General features: G+C 60.3%; 20 protein-coding genes. 10 read left to right on the top strand and 10 right to left on the bottom strand.

Annotation, left to right across the window (positions count from 1 at the left end):
- Positions 1-28: 28 nt before the first annotated feature.
- Positions 29-2,857: an excinuclease ABC subunit UvrA gene (uvrA, locus tag KHA73_RS21480; RefSeq protein ID WP_234586576.1), complete on the bottom strand. Its 2,829-nt coding sequence runs from the start codon at positions 2,855-2,857 to the stop codon at positions 29-31.
- A gap of 278 nt (positions 2,858-3,135) precedes the next feature.
- Here uvrA and ssb1 point away from each other — a divergent pair, with 278 nt between their 5' ends.
- Positions 3,136-3,672, top strand: a complete 537-nt coding sequence (gene ssb1 / locus KHA73_RS21475; RefSeq protein ID WP_234586574.1) for a single-stranded DNA-binding protein SSB1 — start codon at positions 3,136-3,138, stop codon at positions 3,670-3,672.
- Positions 3,673-3,742: 70 nt separating this feature from the next.
- Here the strand turns inward: ssb1 and KHA73_RS21470 are convergent, their stop codons facing one another.
- Complete coding sequence (locus KHA73_RS21470) at positions 3,743-4,492, bottom strand: 3-oxoacyl-ACP reductase family protein (RefSeq protein ID WP_234586572.1); 750 nt, start codon at positions 4,490-4,492, stop codon at positions 3,743-3,745.
- Between the two features lie 128 nt (positions 4,493-4,620).
- Between KHA73_RS21470 and KHA73_RS21465 the strand changes: the two genes are divergently transcribed.
- A complete protein-coding gene (locus tag KHA73_RS21465; protein WP_234586570.1) occupies positions 4,621-5,538 on the top strand; it encodes a LysR family transcriptional regulator in 918 nt (305 codons plus the stop codon).
- A gap of 56 nt (positions 5,539-5,594) precedes the next feature.
- On the opposite strand, the gene bhsA is transcribed toward KHA73_RS21465, so the two are convergent.
- Positions 5,595-5,855, bottom strand: a complete 261-nt coding sequence (gene bhsA, locus KHA73_RS21460) for a multiple stress resistance protein BhsA (protein WP_234586569.1) — start codon at positions 5,853-5,855, stop codon at positions 5,595-5,597.
- Between the two features lie 207 nt (positions 5,856-6,062).
- On the opposite strand from bhsA, the gene KHA73_RS21455 reads away from it, so the two are divergent.
- The 5 genes from KHA73_RS21455 to KHA73_RS21435 all read left to right on the top strand — a co-directional run bounded on the left by KHA73_RS21455 (position 6,063) and on the right by KHA73_RS21435 (position 11,168).
- Positions 6,063-6,506, top strand: coding sequence for a lipocalin-like domain-containing protein (locus tag KHA73_RS21455; RefSeq protein ID WP_234586567.1), 444 nt, complete (start codon positions 6,063-6,065; stop codon positions 6,504-6,506).
- A complete protein-coding gene (locus KHA73_RS21450) occupies positions 6,503-7,171 on the top strand; it encodes a glutathione S-transferase family protein (protein ID WP_234586565.1) in 669 nt (222 codons plus the stop codon). The genes KHA73_RS21455 and KHA73_RS21450 overlap by 4 nt, the downstream gene beginning before the upstream one ends.
- 46 nt (positions 7,172-7,217) lie before the next feature.
- Positions 7,218-7,619 carry a VOC family protein gene (locus tag KHA73_RS21445; RefSeq protein WP_234586563.1) on the top strand — a complete coding sequence of 134 codons (402 nt, stop codon included), beginning with the start codon at positions 7,218-7,220 and terminating at the stop codon, positions 7,617-7,619.
- A 350-nt stretch (positions 7,620-7,969) separates the two neighbouring features.
- Positions 7,970-9,331 carry an NCS2 family permease gene (locus KHA73_RS21440; protein ID WP_234586561.1) on the top strand — a complete coding sequence of 454 codons (1,362 nt, stop codon included), beginning with the start codon at positions 7,970-7,972 and terminating at the stop codon, positions 9,329-9,331.
- Between the two features lie 187 nt (positions 9,332-9,518).
- The gene (locus KHA73_RS21435) at positions 9,519-11,168 is read left to right on the top strand and encodes a Na+/H+ antiporter (protein WP_234586560.1); all 1,650 of its coding nucleotides are present in this window, start codon (positions 9,519-9,521) and stop codon (positions 11,166-11,168) included.
- Between the two features lie 39 nt (positions 11,169-11,207).
- Here KHA73_RS21435 and KHA73_RS21430 read toward each other — a convergent pair whose 3' ends face one another.
- Entirely contained in the window at positions 11,208-12,095 is an 888-nt protein-coding gene (locus tag KHA73_RS21430; RefSeq protein WP_234586559.1) for a LysR family transcriptional regulator, read from the bottom strand.
- Positions 12,096-12,233: 138 nt separating this feature from the next.
- Here KHA73_RS21430 and KHA73_RS21425 point away from each other — a divergent pair, with 138 nt between their 5' ends.
- On the top strand, positions 12,234-12,656 hold the full coding sequence (locus KHA73_RS21425) for a CidA/LrgA family protein (RefSeq protein ID WP_234586557.1): 423 nt from the start codon (positions 12,234-12,236) through the stop codon (positions 12,654-12,656).
- Positions 12,649-13,338 (top strand): LrgB family protein, encoded by a 690-nt coding sequence (locus KHA73_RS21420; RefSeq protein WP_234586556.1) that lies wholly within the window; start codon positions 12,649-12,651, stop codon positions 13,336-13,338. The genes KHA73_RS21425 and KHA73_RS21420 overlap by 8 nt, the downstream gene beginning before the upstream one ends.
- A 40-nt stretch (positions 13,339-13,378) precedes the next feature.
- Here the strand turns inward: KHA73_RS21420 and KHA73_RS21415 are convergent, their stop codons facing one another.
- The 3 genes from KHA73_RS21415 to lpxO form a co-directional block, all read right to left on the bottom strand.
- Positions 13,379-14,077: a CTP synthase gene (locus KHA73_RS21415; RefSeq protein ID WP_449329059.1), complete on the bottom strand. Its 699-nt coding sequence runs from the start codon at positions 14,075-14,077 to the stop codon at positions 13,379-13,381.
- A 119-nt stretch (positions 14,078-14,196) separates the two neighbouring features.
- Positions 14,197-15,117 carry a kdo(2)-lipid IV(A) palmitoleoyltransferase gene (lpxP, locus tag KHA73_RS21410; protein WP_234586554.1) on the bottom strand — a complete coding sequence of 307 codons (921 nt, stop codon included), beginning with the start codon at positions 15,115-15,117 and terminating at the stop codon, positions 14,197-14,199.
- A 294-nt stretch (positions 15,118-15,411) separates the two neighbouring features.
- Positions 15,412-16,317 (bottom strand): lipid A hydroxylase LpxO, encoded by a 906-nt coding sequence (gene lpxO / locus KHA73_RS21405; protein WP_234586552.1) that lies wholly within the window; start codon positions 16,315-16,317, stop codon positions 15,412-15,414.
- Positions 16,318-16,572: 255 nt separating this feature from the next.
- Between lpxO and KHA73_RS21400 the strand changes: the two genes are divergently transcribed.
- A complete protein-coding gene (locus KHA73_RS21400; protein WP_234586551.1) occupies positions 16,573-16,902 on the top strand; it encodes a hypothetical protein in 330 nt (109 codons plus the stop codon).
- A gap of 123 nt (positions 16,903-17,025) precedes the next feature.
- On the opposite strand, the gene fis is transcribed toward KHA73_RS21400, so the two are convergent.
- The 3 genes from fis to prmA all read right to left on the bottom strand — a co-directional run bounded on the left by fis (position 17,026) and on the right by prmA (position 19,570).
- Entirely contained in the window at positions 17,026-17,322 is a 297-nt protein-coding gene (gene fis / locus KHA73_RS21395) for a DNA-binding transcriptional regulator Fis (RefSeq protein WP_000462905.1), read from the bottom strand.
- Between the two features lie 21 nt (positions 17,323-17,343).
- Positions 17,344-18,309, bottom strand: coding sequence for a tRNA dihydrouridine synthase DusB (gene dusB / locus KHA73_RS21390; RefSeq protein WP_234591352.1), 966 nt, complete (start codon positions 18,307-18,309; stop codon positions 17,344-17,346).
- Between the two features lie 379 nt (positions 18,310-18,688).
- Positions 18,689-19,570 carry a 50S ribosomal protein L11 methyltransferase gene (gene prmA / locus KHA73_RS21385; protein ID WP_234586549.1) on the bottom strand — a complete coding sequence of 294 codons (882 nt, stop codon included), beginning with the start codon at positions 19,568-19,570 and terminating at the stop codon, positions 18,689-18,691.
- Between the last annotated feature and the right edge of the window lie 6 nt (positions 19,571-19,576).

The following is a 19,576-nucleotide window of genomic DNA, read 5'->3' as shown; positions in this document are numbered from 1 at the left end:
CAGAGGGACGGCCCGCAGAGCAGGGAGGTTACTTGTTCAGCAGCGGCTTGAGGAAGCGTGCGGTATGCGAAGCTTCGCAGTCGGCCACGGTTTCCGGCGTGCCGGAAACCAGGATCTCACCGCCGCCGCTGCCGCCTTCCGGCCCCAGGTCGACAATCCAGTCCGCGGTCTTGATCACGTCGAGGTTGTGCTCAATCACCACGATGGTGTTGCCCTGGTCGCGCAGCTGGTGCAGCACCGCCAGCAGCTGCTGGATATCGGCGAAGTGCAGACCGGTGGTCGGCTCGTCGAGGATGTACAGCGTCTGGCCGGTGCCGCGTTTTGACAGCTCGCGCGCCAGCTTGACGCGCTGCGCCTCGCCGCCGGACAGCGTGGTGGCCGACTGGCCGAGACGGATATACGACAGGCCGACGTCCATCAGGGTTTGCAGCTTGCGTGCCAGCGCCGGCACCGCATCGAAGAAGTCGCGCGCCTCTTCGATGGTCATCTCCAGCACTTCGTGGATGCTCTTGCCTTTGTATTTCACTTCCAGCGTTTCGCGGTTATAGCGCTTGCCCTTGCACTGGTCGCACGGCACGTAGATGTCCGGCAGGAAGTGCATCTCTACCTTGATCACCCCGTCGCCCTGGCAGGCTTCGCAGCGGCCGCCCTTGACGTTGAAGCTGAAGCGGCCCGGGTTGTAGCCGCGGCTGCGCGATTCCGGCACGCCGGCGAACAGCTCGCGCACCGGGGTGAAGATGCCGGTATAGGTGGCCGGGTTGGAGCGCGGGGTGCGGCCGATCGGGCTTTGATCGATGTCGATCACCTTGTCGAAGTGCTCCAGGCCGGTCACTTCGCGGAACGGCGCCGGCTCGGCGATGGTGGCGCCGTTGAGCTGGCGCTGGGCGATCGGGAACAGCGTATCGTTGATCAGCGTCGACTTGCCGGAGCCGGATACCCCGGTGATGCAGGTAAACAGGCCGACCGGCAGCGTCAGCGTCACGTCTTTCAGGTTGTTGCCGCGCGCGCCGCTCAGCTTCAGCACCTTGTTCGGATCGGCCGGCACCCGCTGCTCGGGAATGGCGATTTCGCGTTTGCCGCTGAGGAACTGGCCGGTCAGCGAGTCCGGCTGCGCCATGATGTCTGCCACCGTGCCTTCCGCCACCACCTGGCCGCCGTGCACGCCGGCGCCGGGGCCGATGTCGATCACGTGGTCGGCGGCGCGAATGGCGTCTTCGTCATGTTCCACCACGATCACCGTGTTGCCCAGGTTGCGCAGGTGGATCAGGGTTTCCAGCAGGCGCTCGTTGTCGCGCTGGTGCAGGCCGATCGACGGCTCATCCAGCACGTACATCACGCCCACCAGGCCGGCGCCGATCTGGCTGGCCAGACGGATGCGCTGCGCTTCGCCGCCGGACAGGGTTTCCGCCGAACGCGACAGCGACAGATAGTTCAGGCCGACGTTCACCAGGAACTTCAGGCGATCGCCAATCTCTTTCAGCACTTTTTCGGCAATTTTGGCGCGCTGGCCGCTGAGCTTCATGTTCTGGAAGAAGCTCATCGCATGGCCGATGCTCAGATCGGAGATTTCCGGCAGCGTAGTGTCTTCGACGAACACGTTGCGCGCTTCTTCACGCAGGCGGGTGCCGTGACACGAGGCGCAAGGGCGGTTGCTGATGAACTTGGCCAGCTCTTCGCGCACTGCGCTGGACTCGGTTTCCTTGTAGCGGCGCTCCATGTTGTGCAGCACGCCTTCGAACGGATGGCGGCGCACGGTGGTGTCGCCGCGATCGTTGATGTATTTGAATTCGATCGATTCTTTGCCGGAGCCGCTCAGCACCGCTTTCTGCACGTTGGCGCTCAGGCTGTTGAACGGCGCTTCGACGTCGAACTCGTAGTGCTCCGCCAGCGAACGCAGCATCTGGAAATAATAGAAGTTGCGGCGATCCCAGCCGCGGATCGCGCCGCCGGCCAGCGACAGCTCGGGGTTCTGCACCACGCGCTCCGGATCGAAGAACTGCTGCACGCCCAGGCCGTCACAGGTTGGGCAGGCGCCAGCCGGGTTGTTGAACGAGAACAGGCGCGGTTCGAGTTCACGCATGCTGTAGCCGCAGATCGGGCAGGCGAAGTTGGCGGAGAACAGCAGCTCATCGGCCTTTTCGTCGTCCATATCGGCCACTACGGCGGTGCCGCCGGACAGCTCCAGCGCGGTCTCGAAGGATTCCGCCAGGCGCTGCGCCATGTCTTCGCGCACCTTGAAGCGGTCGACCACCACTTCGATGGTGTGCTTCTTCTGCAGCTCCAGCTTCGGCGGATCGGACAGGTCACACACTTCGCCGTCGATGCGCGCGCGGATGTAACCCTGGGTGGCCAGGTTTTCCAGCGTTTTGGTGTGCTCGCCCTTGCGGTCTTTCACCACCGGCGCCAGCAGCATCAGGCGCTTGCCTTCCGGCTGGCTGAGCACGTTGTCGACCATCTGGCTGACGGTCTGCGCCGCCAGCGGCACGTGGTGATCCGGGCAGCGCGGCTCGCCGACGCGGGCGAACAGCAGGCGCAGGTAATCGTGGATCTCGGTGATGGTGCCGACCGTGGATCGCGGGTTATGCGAGGTGGATTTCTGCTCGATGGAGATCGCCGGCGACAGACCTTCAATATGGTCGACGTCCGGTTTTTCCATCAGCGAAAGAAACTGGCGTGCATAGGCGGAGAGCGACTCGACGTAGCGGCGTTGCCCTTCGGCATACAGGGTATCAAAAGCCAGCGAGGACTTGCCTGAACCGGACAAACCGGTGACGACGATCAGCTTGTCGCGCGGGATAATCAGGTTGATGTTTTTGAGATTATGGGTTCGAGCACCACGAACTTCGATATTGTCCATTTACACTTCCCGTCTTGATGATACACCGTGCCTGTCAGGGGATTTTTGCGGGCGATTTTGTGACCGAACGCGCAAAAAACCGGCACAGCCAGGTCGAAACGCATAATTATGACACAAAAAAACCTGAATGAATATCCAGTATATGAATGCAACAAGGTCGATCGAAAGGACAATTCTGGAATACAATACGCACTAATCAACACGGGTGTGGTTTCGGACTCAGCGTGTTAAACTTACTCGTTTATACTGTGTAAAAATCAATCATCGGGAGAGTGCTCATGGCCAGCAGAGGCGTAAACAAAGTAATTCTGGTCGGGAATCTGGGCCAGGACCCGGAAGTCCGTTACATGCCGAACGGCGGCGCAGTGGCCAACATTACCCTGGCGACCTCCGAAAGCTGGCGTGACAAGGCGACCGGCGAGCAGAAAGAAAAAACCGAGTGGCACCGCGTGGTGCTGTTCGGCAAGCTGGCCGAAGTGGCGGGTGAATACCTGCGTAAAGGTTCCCAGGTGTACATCGAGGGTTCCCTGCAGACCCGCAAATGGACCGATCAGGCCGGCGTAGAAAAATACACCACCGAAGTGGTGGTTAACGTTGGCGGCACCATGCAGATGCTGGGCGGCCGCCAGGGCGGCGGCGCACCTGCCGGCGGCGGCCAGGCTTCCGGCGGCCAGGGCGGTTGGGGCCAGCCTCAGCAGCCGCAGGGCGGCAACCAGTTCAGCGGCGGCCAGCAGGCTCGTCCAGCGCAGAACAGCGCACCGGCGGCCAGCAGCAACGAACCGCCGATGGACTTCGACGACGATATTCCTTTCTAAGGTTCGCCTGGAAAATATCGCAAAAAAACCCCGCTCTGGCGGGGTTTTTTTATGCCGGTTTGCGGGCCGGTTACGCCGAGAAGCCGCCGTCGATGCTCAGGCTGGCGCCGGTGATGTAGCCCGCCTGCGGTCCCGCCAGGTAGGCGACGAAGCCGGCGATTTCCTCGTCTTTACCGTAGCGGCCGATGGCCATCAGCTGTTTCAACTGTTCGGCAAAATCACCCTCGTCCGGGTTCATCTCGGTATCCACCGGGCCAGGCTGCACGTTGTTGACGGTGATGCCGCGCGGGCCGAGATCGCGCGCCATGCCCTTGGTCAGGCCGACCAGCGCCGACTTGCTCATCGCATATACCGCCGCGCCGCCAAAGGGCACGCGCTCGGCGTTGGTGCTGCCGATGTGGATGATGCGGCCGCCGTCGTTCATGTGGCGCGCCGCTTCCTGGCTGGCGATGAACACGCTGCGCACGTTAACCGCCAGCATGCGATCCAGATCCGCCAGCGGCAATTCCTCGGTGCTGCCCAGCGTGAACACCCCGGCGTTATTCACCAGAATGTCCAATTTGCCGAAGCTGCCCGCCGCCTGGCGCACCGCCTGCTGCACCGCCGCCGCATCGGTGCTGTCGGCCCTGATGGCGAGTGCTTTGCCGCCGGCGGCGGTGATTTCGTTCGCCACAGCGTCGGCCCGTTCGGCGGAGGCGGCGTAGGTAAAGGCGACCGCGGCGCCTTCGCGCGCCAGCCGTTTGACGATGGCGGCGCCGATGCCGCGTGAGCCGCCCTGAACGAATGCGACTTTGCCCTGCAGAGGATGTGTTGCTGACATGATGTTTCTCCAGAATGTATGAGGTTAAAAAATCTACCGGACCAGTATCGGAGAAATGCATGCAGGCCACTAGCCGTAAATGGCTATAATCAGCTTAAACCAAAGGTTTTAAATCGACAGGAGAGACCATGCTGGGCCATCTGGAATGTTTCGTCAGCAGCGCGGAAAACGGCAGCTTTTCCGCCGCGGGCCGCAAGCTGGGCATCAGCCCGGCGGCGGTGGGCAAAAACGTCACCAGGCTGGAGACGCTGGTTGGCGTGCGGCTGTTTCAGCGCAATACCCGCAAGCTGATCCTTACCGAGGAAGGGGAGCGTTTCCTGCTGGAGGTAAGCGGCGGTCTGCTGTCGATCCAGTGCGCATTGAAAGGGCTGAGCAGCGGCGGCGGCGTGGCGGCCGGCACGCTGAAGGTCAGTATGGGCACCACCTTCGGCCTGCATTTTGTGTTGCCGATGCTGCCGGACTTTTTGGCGCGCTATCCGGCGATCGTTCCCGACTGGCATTTCGACAATCGCCAGGTGGATTTGATTGGCGATCACTTCGACGCCGCGATCGGCGGCGGCATCGAGCTGGCCCAGGGCATGATCGCGCGGGAGCTGGCGCCGGCGCACGGGGTGCTGGTGGCCTCGGCGGAGTATCTGCGCACCCTGCCGCCGCTGCGGCAGCCGGAACAGCTGGCGCAGCATGCGGGCATTTTCATCCGTTCGCCACAAACCGGGCGCATTCGCAACTTGCCGCTGCGCAATGCGGAAAACGAACAGCGGGCGCCGGCGATGGCGATAAAGATGACGGTGAACGAACCGGATGCGGCGGCGCGGGCGGCGGAAATGGGGCTGGGCATCGCGCTGATCGGCATACCGAACGCCTTGCCCTATCTGGAAAGCGGCCGGCTGGTGCGGGTGTTGCACGGCTGGTATGTCGATCGCGGCAGCGTGTACCTCTATTTTCCCACCACCAAATTCCTGCCGACCAAAACCCGGGTGTTCGTCGATCACATTACCGAACAGTTTCGCCTGCAGAAGCTGGCGGCGCGCTTTGACGCCCGCTAAAACGAGAAAAGCCCCTATGCGGGGCTTCTTTCTTCCGTCAGCTGGCTGTCTGACGATCAGTTGAAGATTTCTGCGGTGCCGTACAGTTTGTTCTGGCCGCCGGCGGCGACGATGCGGTAAGCGCTGGCACCGGAAGCAGCGGCTTTGCTGGCCAGTTCATTTTCCAGCGCGCTCAGGTTGTCGGCGCCGCTGACGGAAACTACGCCGATTTTCTGGGCGTTGGCGGCAGGCTGGCTGCTTGGCAGGTCAGCGGCGACGCTGGCGAAAGAAGCGGTGGTCAGCAGCAGAGCGGTAGCAAAAATTTTGACGTTTTTCATGATTCAATCCTCAGGGTATTTGTCAGATGAGAGGCCGTTATCTCTCGATGTGTTAAATAATAGACCGCCGCATGCAGAGAGAAAATCGGAGAGTTTTGAGTATCTCTGTCAAATAAATTGATTTATTTTTGAGCGGCGTCAGCCCGGCTGGCGTGCTGCAAAAATCGCCACTACCCTGTAAGGAGGGTCCTTACAGGAGCAAGCAGCATGTCAGTCAACGCGTTTATCGGCAGCTGGTCGCTGGTGTCTTCCGTGTTTAAAGGTGAAGACGGCAAGATAAATTACCCGCTGGGCGAGCAGGTGGTGGGCCGCATCAGTTACGAAGCCAACGGCACCATGGCGGCGCAGCTCTACGGCGCCACCCGCCCGCGCTTTGCCGCCGACGATCTGGCGCAGGGCACCGAACGGGAGATCCACGCCGCCTTTATCAATATGATTTGTTACTTTGGCCGCTATCAGGTGGATGAGAGCGACCAGCGGGTGGTGCACCAGGTTGAAGGCAGTTCGTTCCCCAACTGGATCGGCAGCCGGCAGGTGCGCTTCTACAGTTTCATCGGCGACCGGCTTATGCTGCGCACCGTGCCGCTGCAAATCGGCAACGGCGTGCAGATCGGCGAGCTGGTGTGGCAACGGATAGGGGCCGCTTCATGATCACCGTTCATCATCTGAATAACTCGCGCTCGCAGCGCATCCTGTGGTTTTTGGAGGAGCTGGGCGCGCCCTATCAGGTGCAGCGTTACCAGCGCGATCCGCAGACCATGCTGGCGCCGCCGGCGCTGAAAAACATCCATCCGCTGGGCAAATCGCCGGTGATTGTCGACGGCGATCTGACGTTGGCGGAGTCCGGCGCCATCATCGAATACCTGCAGGAGGCCTACGACGCGCAGGGGCTGTTTATGCCCACCGACTACCATGCCCGCCAGCAGTACCGTTACTGGCTGCACTATGCCGAGGGTTCGTTGATGCCGCTGCTGGTGATGAAGCTGGTGTTCAGCCGGCTGGGCCAGCCGCCGATCCCCTGGCTGCTGCGGCCGGTGGCTGGCGCGATCGGCAAGGGCGTGCAGCGCGAGCACCTCGACAAACAGATAGCGACGCACGCGGAATATCTTGAACAGCACCTGAACAAGGGCACCTGGTTTGTCGGCAACGAATTCAGCGCGGCGGATATCCAGATGAGCTTCCCGCTGGAGGCGATGGCGGCGCGCGGCGCGCTGGACGATTGCCCGAAGCTGCGCGGCTACCTGCAGCGCATTCACGCTCGCCCGGCCTATCAGCGTGCGCTGGAGCAGGGCGGCCCCTACGAGCTGCTGAGCTAGAGGATGGGCTATACTCGATGAGGTCACTCTTCATCGGAGGTAGCCCATGGCTACGCAAATTTTTGTTAACCTGCCGGTTGACGATCTGCCTGCATCCAAGACGTTTTTCACCCGGTTGGGCTTTAGTTTCAACGCACAGTTTACCGACGATACCGCCGCCTGCATGGTAGTCAGCGACAGCATCTACGTGATGCTGCTGACCCACGCCAAGTTCAGGATGTTCACCCCCAATCCGATCGGCGACGCCAGAAAGGCCACCGAGGTATTGCTTTGCCTGTCGCAGCCCAGCCGGGCGGCGGTGGATGACATGGTGCGCAAGGCGATCGCCGCCGGCGGCAATACCTACAATCAGCCGCAGGACTACGGCGTTATGTACGGCCACGGTTTTCAGGATCTGGACGGCCATATCTGGGAACTGATGTATATGGAAGCGCCACAGGCGCAGTAAGCGCGATCGCCTCCGGCCCGGGGGCGATCCCATCTGATTTCCCTATGTGACAAACCCCGCTTTTTCGACAATGATTGATCCCAGCGCCTTTCTGCATGATTTGCCGCGATCTTTAGTTGATCCGACGGTATGGAAGGCTGGATAATCGTTTGCCTTGAATAAACCACCATAAATCACCCGCATCACGCGCTGCGAGTTAAACGTTTGCCTTTTTGCGCCAGGCCGATTGGCCGCGCCGCTGAAGGGCAGGGAAGCGAACGTGACGGAAACGATTCCGTGGCGACCAGGCGCGGGCGGGATTACAGGCCTGTTGCAACGGGCCGATAATGAAACACAGGGGACAGCAACATATGTCGAATTCTCAAGCGAACAACGCCGTAAAACCAAAAGGCGGGCTTGACGGTTACTTTAATATTTCCGCGCGCGGCAGCACCGTGCGTCAGGAGGTGGTGGCGGGGCTGACCACCTTCCTGGCGATGGTTTACTCGGTGATCGTGGTGCCGAGCATGTTGGGCAAGGCGGGGTTCCCGCCGGCGGCGGTGTTCGTCTCCACCTGCCTGGTGGCCGGCCTGGGCTCGCTGTTGATGGGGCTGTGGGCCAACCTGCCGATGGCCATCGGCTGCGCCATTTCCCTGACCGCCTTCACCGCGTTCAGCCTGGTGCTGGGCCAGCACATCAGCATACCGGTGGCGCTGGGCGCGGTCTTCCTGATGGGCGTGCTGTTCACCGTTATCTCGGTCACCGGCATCCGCGCCTGGATCCTGCGTAACCTGCCGATGGGCGTAGCGCACGGCACCGGTATCGGCATCGGTCTGTTCCTGTTGCTGATCGCCGCCAACGGCGTCGGCCTGGTGGTGAAGAACCCGCTGGACGGCCTGCCGGTGGCGCTGGGCGCCTTTACCTCCTTCCCGGTGGTGATGACGCTGCTCGGGCTGGCGGTGATTTTCGGCCTGGAGAAACTGCGGGTGCCCGGCGGCATCCTGCTGGTGATTATCGCCATTTCGATTATCGGCCTGATCTTCGATCCGGCGGTGAAATACCAGGGGCTGTTCGCCATGCCAAGCCTGGCGGACGCCAACGGCAATTCGCTGATCTTCAGCCTGGACATCATGGGCGCGCTGCAGCCGGTGGTGCTGCCGAGCGTGCTGGCGCTGGTGATGACCGCGGTGTTCGACGCCACCGGCACCATCCGCGCGGTGGCCGGGCAGGCCAACCTGTTGGATAAAGACGGCCAGATCATCAACGGCGGCAAGGCGCTGACTTCAGACTCCCTGAGCAGCATCTTCTCCGGCCTGGTGGGCGCTGCGCCCGCCGCGGTGTATATCGAGTCCGCCGCAGGCACGGCGGCGGGCGGCAAGACCGGCCTGACCGCCACCGTGGTCGGCCTGCTGTTCCTGCTCATTCTGTTCCTGTCGCCGCTGGCCTACCTGGTGCCGGTCTATGCCACCGCACCGGCGCTGATGTACGTCGGCCTGCTGATGCTGAGCAACGTCACCAAGCTGGACTTCAACGATTTCGTCGACGCCATGGCCGGCCTGTTGTGCGCGGTGTTCATCGTGCTGACCTGCAACATCGTTACCGGCATCATGCTGGGCTTCAGCTCGTTGGTTATCGGCCGCATCTTCTCCGGTGAATGGCGCAAGCTGAACATCGGCACCGTACTGATCGCGCTGGCGCTGGTGGGGTTCTATGCCGGCGGCTGGGCGATTTAACCGCCCGCTGTTTTCCCCCGCCCGTCGGGCGGGGGAATGTCGACCGCCGTTCTTTCTTCAGATAAGTCTCCTTCTGTTCTGTGCCGCGTTTTGAAAGGCACAACAAGCTTTAACCGCTGTAAAAAAAGTGATCTACTATCGGCGCATACTCAGAGATGCAGTCTGAACCCGAGAGTCTAAGGAAAGCATGGAAATCTTTTTTACAATCCTCATTTTGATCCTGGTGGTCTCCCTGTCCGGGGTGGTGACGCGCATGTTGCCGTTCCAGGTGCCGCTGCCGTTAATGCAAATCGCCATCGGGGCGCTGTTGGCCTGGCCGCATTTCGGCCTGCACGTCGATTTCGATCCCGAACTGTTCCTGGTGCTGTTCATCCCGCCGCTGCTGTTTGCCGACGGCTGGAAAACGCCGACGCGCGAGTTCCTGCACCACGGACGTGAAATTCTTGGCCTGGCGCTGGTTCTGGTGCTGATTACCGTGGTCGGCGTCGGCTACCTGATTTACGCCATGGTGCCGGGCATTCCGCTGGTGGCGGCCTTCGCGCTGGCGGCGGTGCTGTCGCCGACCGACGCCGTGGCGCTGTCCGGCATCGTCGGTAAAGGCCGTATTCCCAAGCAGATCATGGGCGTGCTCGAGGGCGAGGCGCTGATGAACGATGCGTCCGGCCTGGTGTCGCTCAAATTCGCCATCGCGGTGGCGATGGGCACTATGGTGTTCACCGTCGGCGGCGCGACCCTCGAGTTCCTCAAGGTGGCGATCGGCGGCCTGCTGGCCGGCGTGGCGGTCACCTGGACCTACAGCAAGTCGCTGCGGGTGATGAGCCGCTGGAGCGGCGATGATCCGGCCACGCAGATTGTCTTCCTGCTGTTGCTGCCGTTCGCCTCTTATCTGATTGCCGAACATATCGGCGTGTCGGGCATCCTGGCGGCGGTGGCGGCGGGGATGACCATCAGCCAATCCGGGGTGATCCGCAATGCGCCGTTGGCGATGCGCCTGCGCGCCAACAGCGTCTGGGCGATGCTCGAGTTCGTGTTCAACGGCATGGTGTTCATCATGTTGGGCCTGCAGCTGCCGGGCATTTTGGAAACTTCGATTCTGCAGGCCGAACTGGACCCGACCATCCAGACCTGGTACCTGTTCGCCGACGTGGCCACCATCTACGCCGCGCTGCTGGTGCTGCGCTTCACCTGGCTGTGGCTGATGAAAAACGCCAGCAAACGCTTTATGAAAAAGCGCCCGCTGCAGTTCAGCGATTACAGCACCCGCGAACTGTGGGTAGCGTCCTTCGCCGGGGTGCGCGGGGCGATTACCCTGGCCGGCGTGCTGTCTATCCCGCTGTTGCTGAGCGACGGCACCGCCTTCCCGGCGCGTTATCAACTGGTGTTTATCGCCGCCGGGGTGATCCTGCTGTCGCTGATCGTCGGGGTGCTGGCGTTGCCGCTGCTGCTGCGCGGCGTGCAGGTGGCGGACAAGAGCGCCAGCAAGAGCGAGGAGCGCATGGCGATCGCCATGGCGGCCGAGGTGGCGATCGAGAGCGTGAATAAAATGGAAGAGCGCCTGGCCGCCGACACCGAAGAGAACCTCGACCCGCAGGTGCTGAAAGAGATCAGTTCGCGGGTGGTGGGCACGCTGCGGCGGCGCATCACCTCTAGGGACGATATCGAGAATGCGTTGGCGCTGGAAAACCTGGAGCGGCGTTTCCGTCTGACGGCGCTGCGCGCCGAACGCGGCGAGCTGTACCATCTGCGCGCCACGCAGAAAATCAGCAACGAGACGCTGCAAAAGCTGCTGCACGATCTCGACCTGCTGGAAGCGCTATTGATAGAGCGCGAAGGGTAACAACAATCGGGGCCGCGCAAGCGGCCCCGATTGTTTGGGCTATCTGACCGGCGGCCAATAGTCGCGGCAGCAGGCGATCCAGGCCTGGGCGCTGTGCGAAAGGTAGCTGCCCTGGCGCCAGATCAGCCCGACTTTCCACTCCATGCGCGGCTCCAGCGGCAGCCAGATCAGCTTCTCTTTATCCAGCCACTGGCACACCGGCTCCGGCAGCGTGGCGATGCCGACGCCGGCCTGCACCATCGAGGCGAGAAAGTCCCATTGCCCGCTGCGCACCGCGATCTGCGGCTCGATGCCGGCCTGGCGGAAGGCCTTCATCAGCATTTTGTACAGTGCGAAATCTTCGTTATAAATCAGGATGGGCCAGTCGGCCAACTCGGCGATATCGATGCTGGTACGGTTAAGCCAGTGCGGCGTGCGCGGCGCCACCACGCACATCGGGTGACCCAGCAGCGGCAAAAAGGTCAGCGGCTGATCCGAGTCGACGGGCAGGATGGTCATCGCCAGATCCAGCTCGCCGGACATCACCGCCTGCTCGACCGACAGCCCGCCCAGCTCGGAAATCTTCAGTTCGATGCCGGGGTAGGTTTGGCGAAAGCGGCGGATCAGGTCGGCTATCTGGCGGCCGACCATCGGCGGAATGCCCAACCGCAGCACGCCTTTTCTCACCGAGCTGATGTCTTCCAGCTCGGCTTCCAGCTGGCGGAACTCGTCGAGGATCGCCAGCCCGCGCTGGTACACCGCCTGGCCGCTGTCGGTCAGGTGCAGCTTGCGCCCTTCGCGGATCAATAGCGTGCACTCCAGCTCCTCCTCCAGATGGCGCAGCATCTTGCTGATGGTCGGCTGGGTAACGAACAGTTTCTCCGCCGCGCGGGTAAAGCTTTGCTGGCGTACCACTTCGACGAAGTAGCGCAGGGTGCGAACATCCACGTTGGGGTCTCCTCAGGGCGATACCGGCGGGAAACTATTCCGTGACGGCATGATGTTGATAATTTTAATTCATTTCAGGCGGGGTTACCCGGCTGCGTATACTGTAAATCGTAAATTTTCTGCCTGAGGTTATCTTCCATGTCACTGGCGTTACGCCGTGCTGCGCCATCCCTGCTGACCCGCCTGCAGGTGCCGATCCAGGTGGCTTTGTATGCGGTGCTGTTCCTGATTGCCGATCGCCTGGTGCAACAGTTCCACCTGCCGCTGCCCGCCAACATCGTCGGCATGCTGATGCTGCTGGCGCTGATCCTGTTGCGCATTCTGCCGCTGAACTGGGTCAAGGCCGGTTCGCGCTGGCTGCTGGCCGAAATGCTGCTGTTTTTCGTGCCGGCGGTGGTGGCGGTGGTTAACTACGCCCAATTGCTGATGGTGGAAGGCTGGAAGATTTTCCTGGTGATAGGGGTCAGCACCATGCTGACGCTGGGCGCCACCGGGTTGGTGGTGGATCGGGTTTATCGATTGGAAGTTTGGCTGCAGCGGCGGAAACAGCATCATGAATGATTTTATTCTCAGCCTGGTCTGTTTCCTGGCGACGCTGGCGCTGTATTTCGCCAACAAAAGGCTTTACCGCCGCCGCCGCACCCTGCTGCTGATGCCGCTGGTGCTGACGCCAATGATCCTGGTGCTGCTGCTGGTGGTGACCCATATATCCTATCAGGACTACATCGGCGAAACCCACTGGCTGCTGTGGCTGCTGGGGCCGGCGACCATCGCTTTTGCGGTGCCGGTCTATGAGAACCTGCACATCATTCGTCGCCACTGGCTGTCGCTGAGCGCCGGGGTGGTGACTGCGGTGCTGGTGGCGGTGTACAGCTCGGTATGGCTGGCGCGGCTGCTGACGCTGCCGGAAGAGGTGCAGCGCAGCCTGGCGGTGCGTTCGATTACCACGCCCTTTGCGCTGGAGGCCGCCAAACAGATGGGCGGCCAGCCGGACCTGGTGGCGCTGTTCGTGGTGATCACCGGGGTGTTCGGCATGGCGGTGGGGGATATGCTGTTCCTGCGGCTGGCGGTGCGCAGCAGCCTGGCGAAAGGCGCCGGGCTGGGGGCGTCGTCCCATGGCGCCGGAACCGCGAAGGCTTATGAAATGGGGCAGCAGGAAGGGGTGGTTTCCAGCCTGGTGATGATGCTGGCGGGGATTATCACGGTGATCGCCGCGCCGCTGATTGGCCAGTTGATGTGGTGAGCCGGTGATTGTTTACAGCCCTCATTCGAGGGCTTTTTTCTTAGCGGCTGGCGGCGGTTCTCACCAGTTCAACCACCAGCGGCGACAGTGCGTTGCGCAGTGCGGCGCGTTCCGACTGGAACAGCGTGGCGACGTAGAAAGGGTGCTCCGGCAGTTCGACGGCGCGCACGTCGCCCTCGAGATCGTGACCGCTGATAATCAGCGGGTATTGCTGCAAATCGGCGACAAACTCCGGGTTAACGCCGAAGTTGCAGTGGTAGCCCTCGACCGTATCGAGGCGCCCGTAGGCGCGTGCGGCCCGGGTGTTCGGCTGGAAAAGAATGCCGCCGGATTTCTCCACCAGCGAACAGCTCAATGGCGCGATCACCAGCCGGCCGCCGCTGTCGGTTTCCGCATGACCGGCATCGTGCCAGCCCATCACGTTGCGGGCGTATTCGACCACCGCATACTGGAACCCGCCGCAGGAGCCGAGGAACGGCACCCGCTGCTCGCGCGCATGGCGTATCGCCATAAAAGCGCCGTCATCATGATTATAGGGGCTGCCGGGCACCACCCAGATGGCGTCGTAATCTTGCAGAACAGACGTTGAGGTGATGGTTTCTGTAGGCAGCCAGTGGGATTGAATCTCGATGCCGAGATGGGCGGCGGTCAGTTGCAGAGCCACGGGGATGGCCTGATGGGCGATGGCCTCCGGCTTGTAGTCACCGACCAGAGCAATGCGGACTTGAGCTTTCATCATTTCCTTTTCCTGTGCGGGTAAAAAAGGAGATTACAGTAAAGCCCGGCGCCGTTCCGCAGATTTTTTAAACGCAGCGCACAAAAAAGCCCGGCGTTGGCCGGGCCTGGTAAGCCGGAGACTCAGTACAGCGAGGGAGCGCCGATCGGGCGGGTTTTGAAGCGGCGGTGCAGCCACATATATTGCTCCGGCGCGCGCATAATCTCTTTCTCGACCACTTTGTTCATGTAGGCCGCCGCCGCGAGCTCATCGGCGATCGGGTAATCTTCCAGCGCCGGTTGGATCAACAGGTCGTAACCGCGGCCTTTTTCACGGCGGATAAGCACCACCGGCACCAGCGCCGGCTTGGCCATGCGCGCCAGCATGAAGGTGCCGCTGGTGGTGGCGGCCTCGTCGACGGCGAACAGCGGCGCGAACACGCTGCCGCGCGGGCCGTAGTCCTGATCGGGAGCGAACCATACCGCTTCGCCGCGCTTCAGGGCGTGCACCATGCCGCGCAGGTCTTTGCGGTCCAGCATCGCCTTGTTGGAACGCATGCGGCCTTTGGTTTGCGCCCATTCCATCGCTTTGTTGTTGTGCGGGCGATACATCGCCATCATCGGCTGGCACAGGCCCATAGCCCGTCCGCCCAGCTCCAGCGACATAAAGTGCACGCCTATCACCAGCACGCCGCGCTCGTTCTGCTGCGCCATTTTCAGGTGATTGATGCCGGTCACGTTGAACCAGCGCTTGACGCGTTTGTCCGACCAGAACCAGGCCATGCCGGTTTCCAACAGGCCCATGCCCAGGGATTCGAAGTTGCCCACCACTTTGCGTTCGCGTTGCGCTTCGTCCATGTCGGGGAAGCACAGCTCCAGGTTACGGCGGGTGATGGTGACGCGGCGCTTCAGAAAACGCATTGAGGTGCGGCCCATCCATACGCCGAGCCGGTGCAGCAGCGGGTAAGGAAGTTGGACCAGCAGGAACAAAAAGGCCAGGCCGAACCAGGTTAGCCAGTAGCGTGGGTGCAGCAGGGCCGTTTGAAATTTTTGCGGACGCTTCATATGAACTCATTTATGCATTAGGGGGTAGCAACCTGTAACGCATAAAGGATCCACTCGATAGCGATACAACTACTCAGACACCCGGGTACGACTATGGTTTAGCCAGATTCCGTAATTGACTAAATCTTTACATTCGAAGGGCGGTTTGCGCTGCTATCAGGCTTCGGGGGGATAGCTGTTGGCCAGCGAAGGCGGCTCTAGGAATGTCTATTCTACCACAGAATACGGGGGGCGGCGGAAGAGGGGCATGCGAATATTCTCATTCGTGTTGCCCCTCTGTTGATTATCCGAATTTTAGAGGCTGGTAAGGATGATAGCGGCGAAGATGGCGGCGATTACCAGCCATTTCAGCAGATAGTAGCAGCGGCGATTGCGGGCTTTCAGGCGTTGACCCGCGTCGCGCGCCGCGTTGACGTATTTGAATATCCGGTTGATGAAGCCGGTTCTGTCCTGTTCATCGTTAGGTGAACTGGCCGCCGACATCAGCGTGGCGCCGACCCAGCGGTTCAGCGCCTGCGCCCAGCGCCATTTCATTGGCCGTTCAATGTCGCAGAACAAAATGATGCGCGTTTGGTCGGTGGCGTTTTGCGCCCAATGCACAAAGGTTTCATCGAAAATCACCGCCTGGCCGTCGCGCCAGCTGTGTTGCTGCCCGTCTACGTCGATGAAACAGCGATCGTCGTTAGGCGTCAGCAGCCCAAGATGATAACGCACCGAACCGGCGTAAGGATCGCGATGCTTGCCCAGATGGCTGCCGGCGGGCAGCTCGGCGAACATGGCCGCCTTAACCGATGGAATGCGGTTAAGCAACGCAACGGTCTGGGGGCATAGCGCCTGCGCCGACGGATGGCTATCGCTGTACCACTTGAGGTAAAAGCGCTTCCAGCCGCGTTTGAAAAAGGTATTGAAGCCGGCGTCGTTATGCGACTGCGCCCTCTTGATATGGTCCTGCAGGCGCGCCGCTTCGTCGCGGATCGTCGGCCAGTTGTCGGTCAGGATTTGCAGTTCCGGGAACGTCCGCGCATCGAAATAAGGCTGCTTGGCGGGCAAGCGTGAAAAACCGGTCATGAACATGTTGATCGGCCCCATGAATGTGGAGTGATCAAAAAGCTGCCTTGTCACCTTCTGTTTTACTTTTCCGCGAGAGTGCGCGTAGGCAAAGCTGATGATAAATATGCCGATGATGATGACGGCAACCATAGAATCCATCCTATTCATTGCGAGTTCAAAAACGGATAAATTATAGTTTTGTGACAGCGAAAATTTTAATTTTTCGTGCCATGCGGCGGGGCAAAAGCGGCCAGGCGCAGTGCCGGCATAAAAGTTTGCAAAGCTGAATGGTGGGGAAGTTTTATGCCGAGATTTGGCGTTTTAGTCCTATTCTTAAAGCGCGTTATCGGATTTTTATGCCATCTTGTTTCATGCTGAATAGCATGTATCTGAAAAGAGGGAATTATGAAGAAATCAATTTTTGCCTTGTCCGCACTGTTACTGGCTTCACCGGTGTTCGCTGCAACCACCGCCGCGCAGGTTAGTGACGAAGCCGTCGCGCAGGCCCACAAGGGCGCAGATACCGCCAAAGAAAAGCTGCATCAAACGCAGGATAAAGGCGAAGAGCTGAAGCTTAAGGCCAAGCATGCCGCTGAAGGCAAAAGCGACACCGCCGGCAGCAAGGTGACCGAAGGCACGCAAAAAGCCTGGCACAGCACCAAGCAAGGCACCGAGAAAGCCTGGGACAAAACCAAGCAAGGGGCGGAAAGCCTCAAGAACAAGGTTACCGAGTAATTCGTTAACCTCACTGCAAGAGGGCCGGGCTTCCGGCCTTTTTTATTGCCTGCAATCCGGAAAAAGAAAAAGGCGCTTATCAAATGAGATAAAGCGCCTTTTCAACACGTTAACTGACTAGTATCAGTTCATGCCGTATTTTTTCAGTTTCTTACGCAGCGTACCACGGTTGATGCCCATCATCAGAGCAGCACGGGTCTGGTTGCCACGGGTGTATTGCATCACCATGTCCAACAGTGGCTGTTCAACTTCAGCCAATACCAGCTCATACAGGTCGTTAACGTCTTGACCGTTCAGTTGAGCAAAATAGTTCTTCAGTGCTTGTTTAACCGAGTCACGCAGAGGCTTTTGGGTTACCTGATCCTGTGAGTTTACGGTAGAAACGGTCAGTACGTCAGAATTTACGCGTTGTTCGAACATAGTTCTGTCAGCTCTTTTTTGTTACGCAAGATTTTCGAAATATGCCTCCAACGCCTCCAGCTGTTCGCTGGCATCCTCTATGGCGTTGAATGTGCGCCGAAACTGGTCATTCGGAGCGTGTTCCTGGAGATACCAGGACACGTGCTTACGAGCAATCCGGAATCCCTTGCCTTGGCCGTAAAAGCCGTGCAATTCCCGAATATGCCCTATCAACAAGCGCTTCACTTCGCCAAGCGGCATCGGTGGCAGCAGCTCTCCAGTGTCCAGATAATGCTGGATTTCCCGGAAGATCCAGGGTCTCCCCTGAGCAGCGCGGCCTATCATCAGAGCGTCAGCCCCGGTGTAGTCGAGCACTGCTCTGGCTTTATGCGGGTCAGTAATGTCGCCATTCGCGATAATCGGAATGGAGACACTCTGCTTAACTGCCCGAATGCTGTCGTACTCCGCGTCGCCGTTGAACAGGCAGGCGCGGGTTCGGCCGTGAATAGTCAGGGCCTGTATACCACAGTCTTCGGCCAGTTGGGCAATCTCTACACAGTTACGGTGTTCTGGCGCCCAGCCGGTGCGGATCTTAAGCGTTACCGGCACATCCACAGCGTTAACCACCGCGTGGAGGATCTGTTTGACCAGATCCGGGTGCTGCAACAAGGCAGACCCTGCAAGCTTCCGGTTCACTTTCTTGGCCGGGCAACCCATATTGATGTCGATGATCTGCGCGCCACCGGCCACGTTAATACGCGCCGCGGCGGCCATATCATCCGGATCGCATCCGGCAATTTGCACGGAGCGGATCCCGGGTTCATCGCTATGTACCATACGCAGACGCGACTTATCCGTTCGCCACACCTCCGGGTTGGAGGAGAGCATTTCGGATACAGCCATCCCAGCACCCATTGCATGACATAAGGTTCTGAACGGGCGATCTGTAATACCGGCCATCGGGGCCGCAATCAGGCAATTTGTAAGCTGGTGGTGTCCAATGCGCATAGACAAAGAGTAACCATACTGTGTCCGCAAGGGCGCGTATATTACGCATTTTTGCGTTGAGATGAAAGGCCAAACTTTGACCAATTGGCCGTTATTGGCCGGTAACCAGGCGCATATCGGCGACTCATAAAAATATTATATATATTTAACAATGAGTTGACGAAAAGTGCTTATTTTATGCGCGCTAAAATATTCACCGTTATACAGGATATTATCTGTATTGGTCGCGTATTTTTACCCTGATAGCCTGGATTTTCGGCCCTTTATCAGGGCAATCCGTCGCTGGAAGGCAAAAAGTTGCATAAAATTTTGTTTCACCTGGCCGCTAAAAAAATCCACCGGCGAGGCCGATGGATTTCGCGATGCTGCGCCGCAGGCGTTACTTGCGACGGCCGGTGATGCGGCACCACTCTTCGCGCTCGGCAACCGGATCGAGCTTGAACTTGTCGACGTAGGCTTCCGCCACGCTCGCCGCCTGGCTGGCCAGCACGCCGGACAGACCCAGATGGCCGCCGGATTTCGGCAGGCAGCCGATCAGCGGCGCCAACTCGCGCAGCGGGCCGGCCAGAATGTTGGCCACCACCACGTCCGCCAGCAGGTCAGCCGGCTGATCTTTCGGCAAATACAGCTCCAGGCGCTCTGAAACGCCGTTACGCTGCGCGTTGTCGCGGCTGGCCTGAATGGCCTGGGGATCGATGTCGATGCCGATAGCGCGCGCCGCACCGAGCTTCAGCGCGGCAATCGCCAGGATGCCGGAGCCGCAGCCGAAGTCGATGACGGTTTTGCCCGCCAAATCGAGGCCGTCCAGCCACTGCAGGCAGAGTGCGGTGGTCGGGTGGGTGCCGGTACCGAACGCCAGGCCCGGATCGAGCATCACGTTAACGGCGTTCGGATCGGGCACGTCGCGCCAGCTCGGGCAGATCCACAGGCGTTCGCCGAAGCGCATCGGGTGGAAGTTGTCCATCCATTCGCGCTCCCAGTCCTTGTCTTCCAGTTGTTCAACCCTGTGGCGGAAACCGGCGCCCAGCAGCGGGTGCTGTTCCAGCATCGCCACCACTTCGGCCATGTCGGTTTCGGCGTCGTACAGGCCGATCACGTCGGTATCGCCCCATAGCAGGGTTTCGCCCGGCAGCGGCTCGAACACCGGGTTATCGTGAGTGTCCTGGAAGGTCACCGATACCGCGCCGCTTTCCACCAGTGCGTCGCTCAGGTCTTCCGCCTGGCTGCCGGTGGTGTTGAGTTTGAGTTGGATCCAAGGCATAGCAAT

This window comes from Serratia entomophila (assembly GCF_021462285.1).
Taxonomy (GTDB): domain Bacteria; phylum Pseudomonadota; class Gammaproteobacteria; order Enterobacterales; family Enterobacteriaceae; genus Serratia; species Serratia entomophila.
Note: the sequence above shows the minus strand (reverse complement) of the source record. Positions and strands in the feature narration are given on the sequence as shown.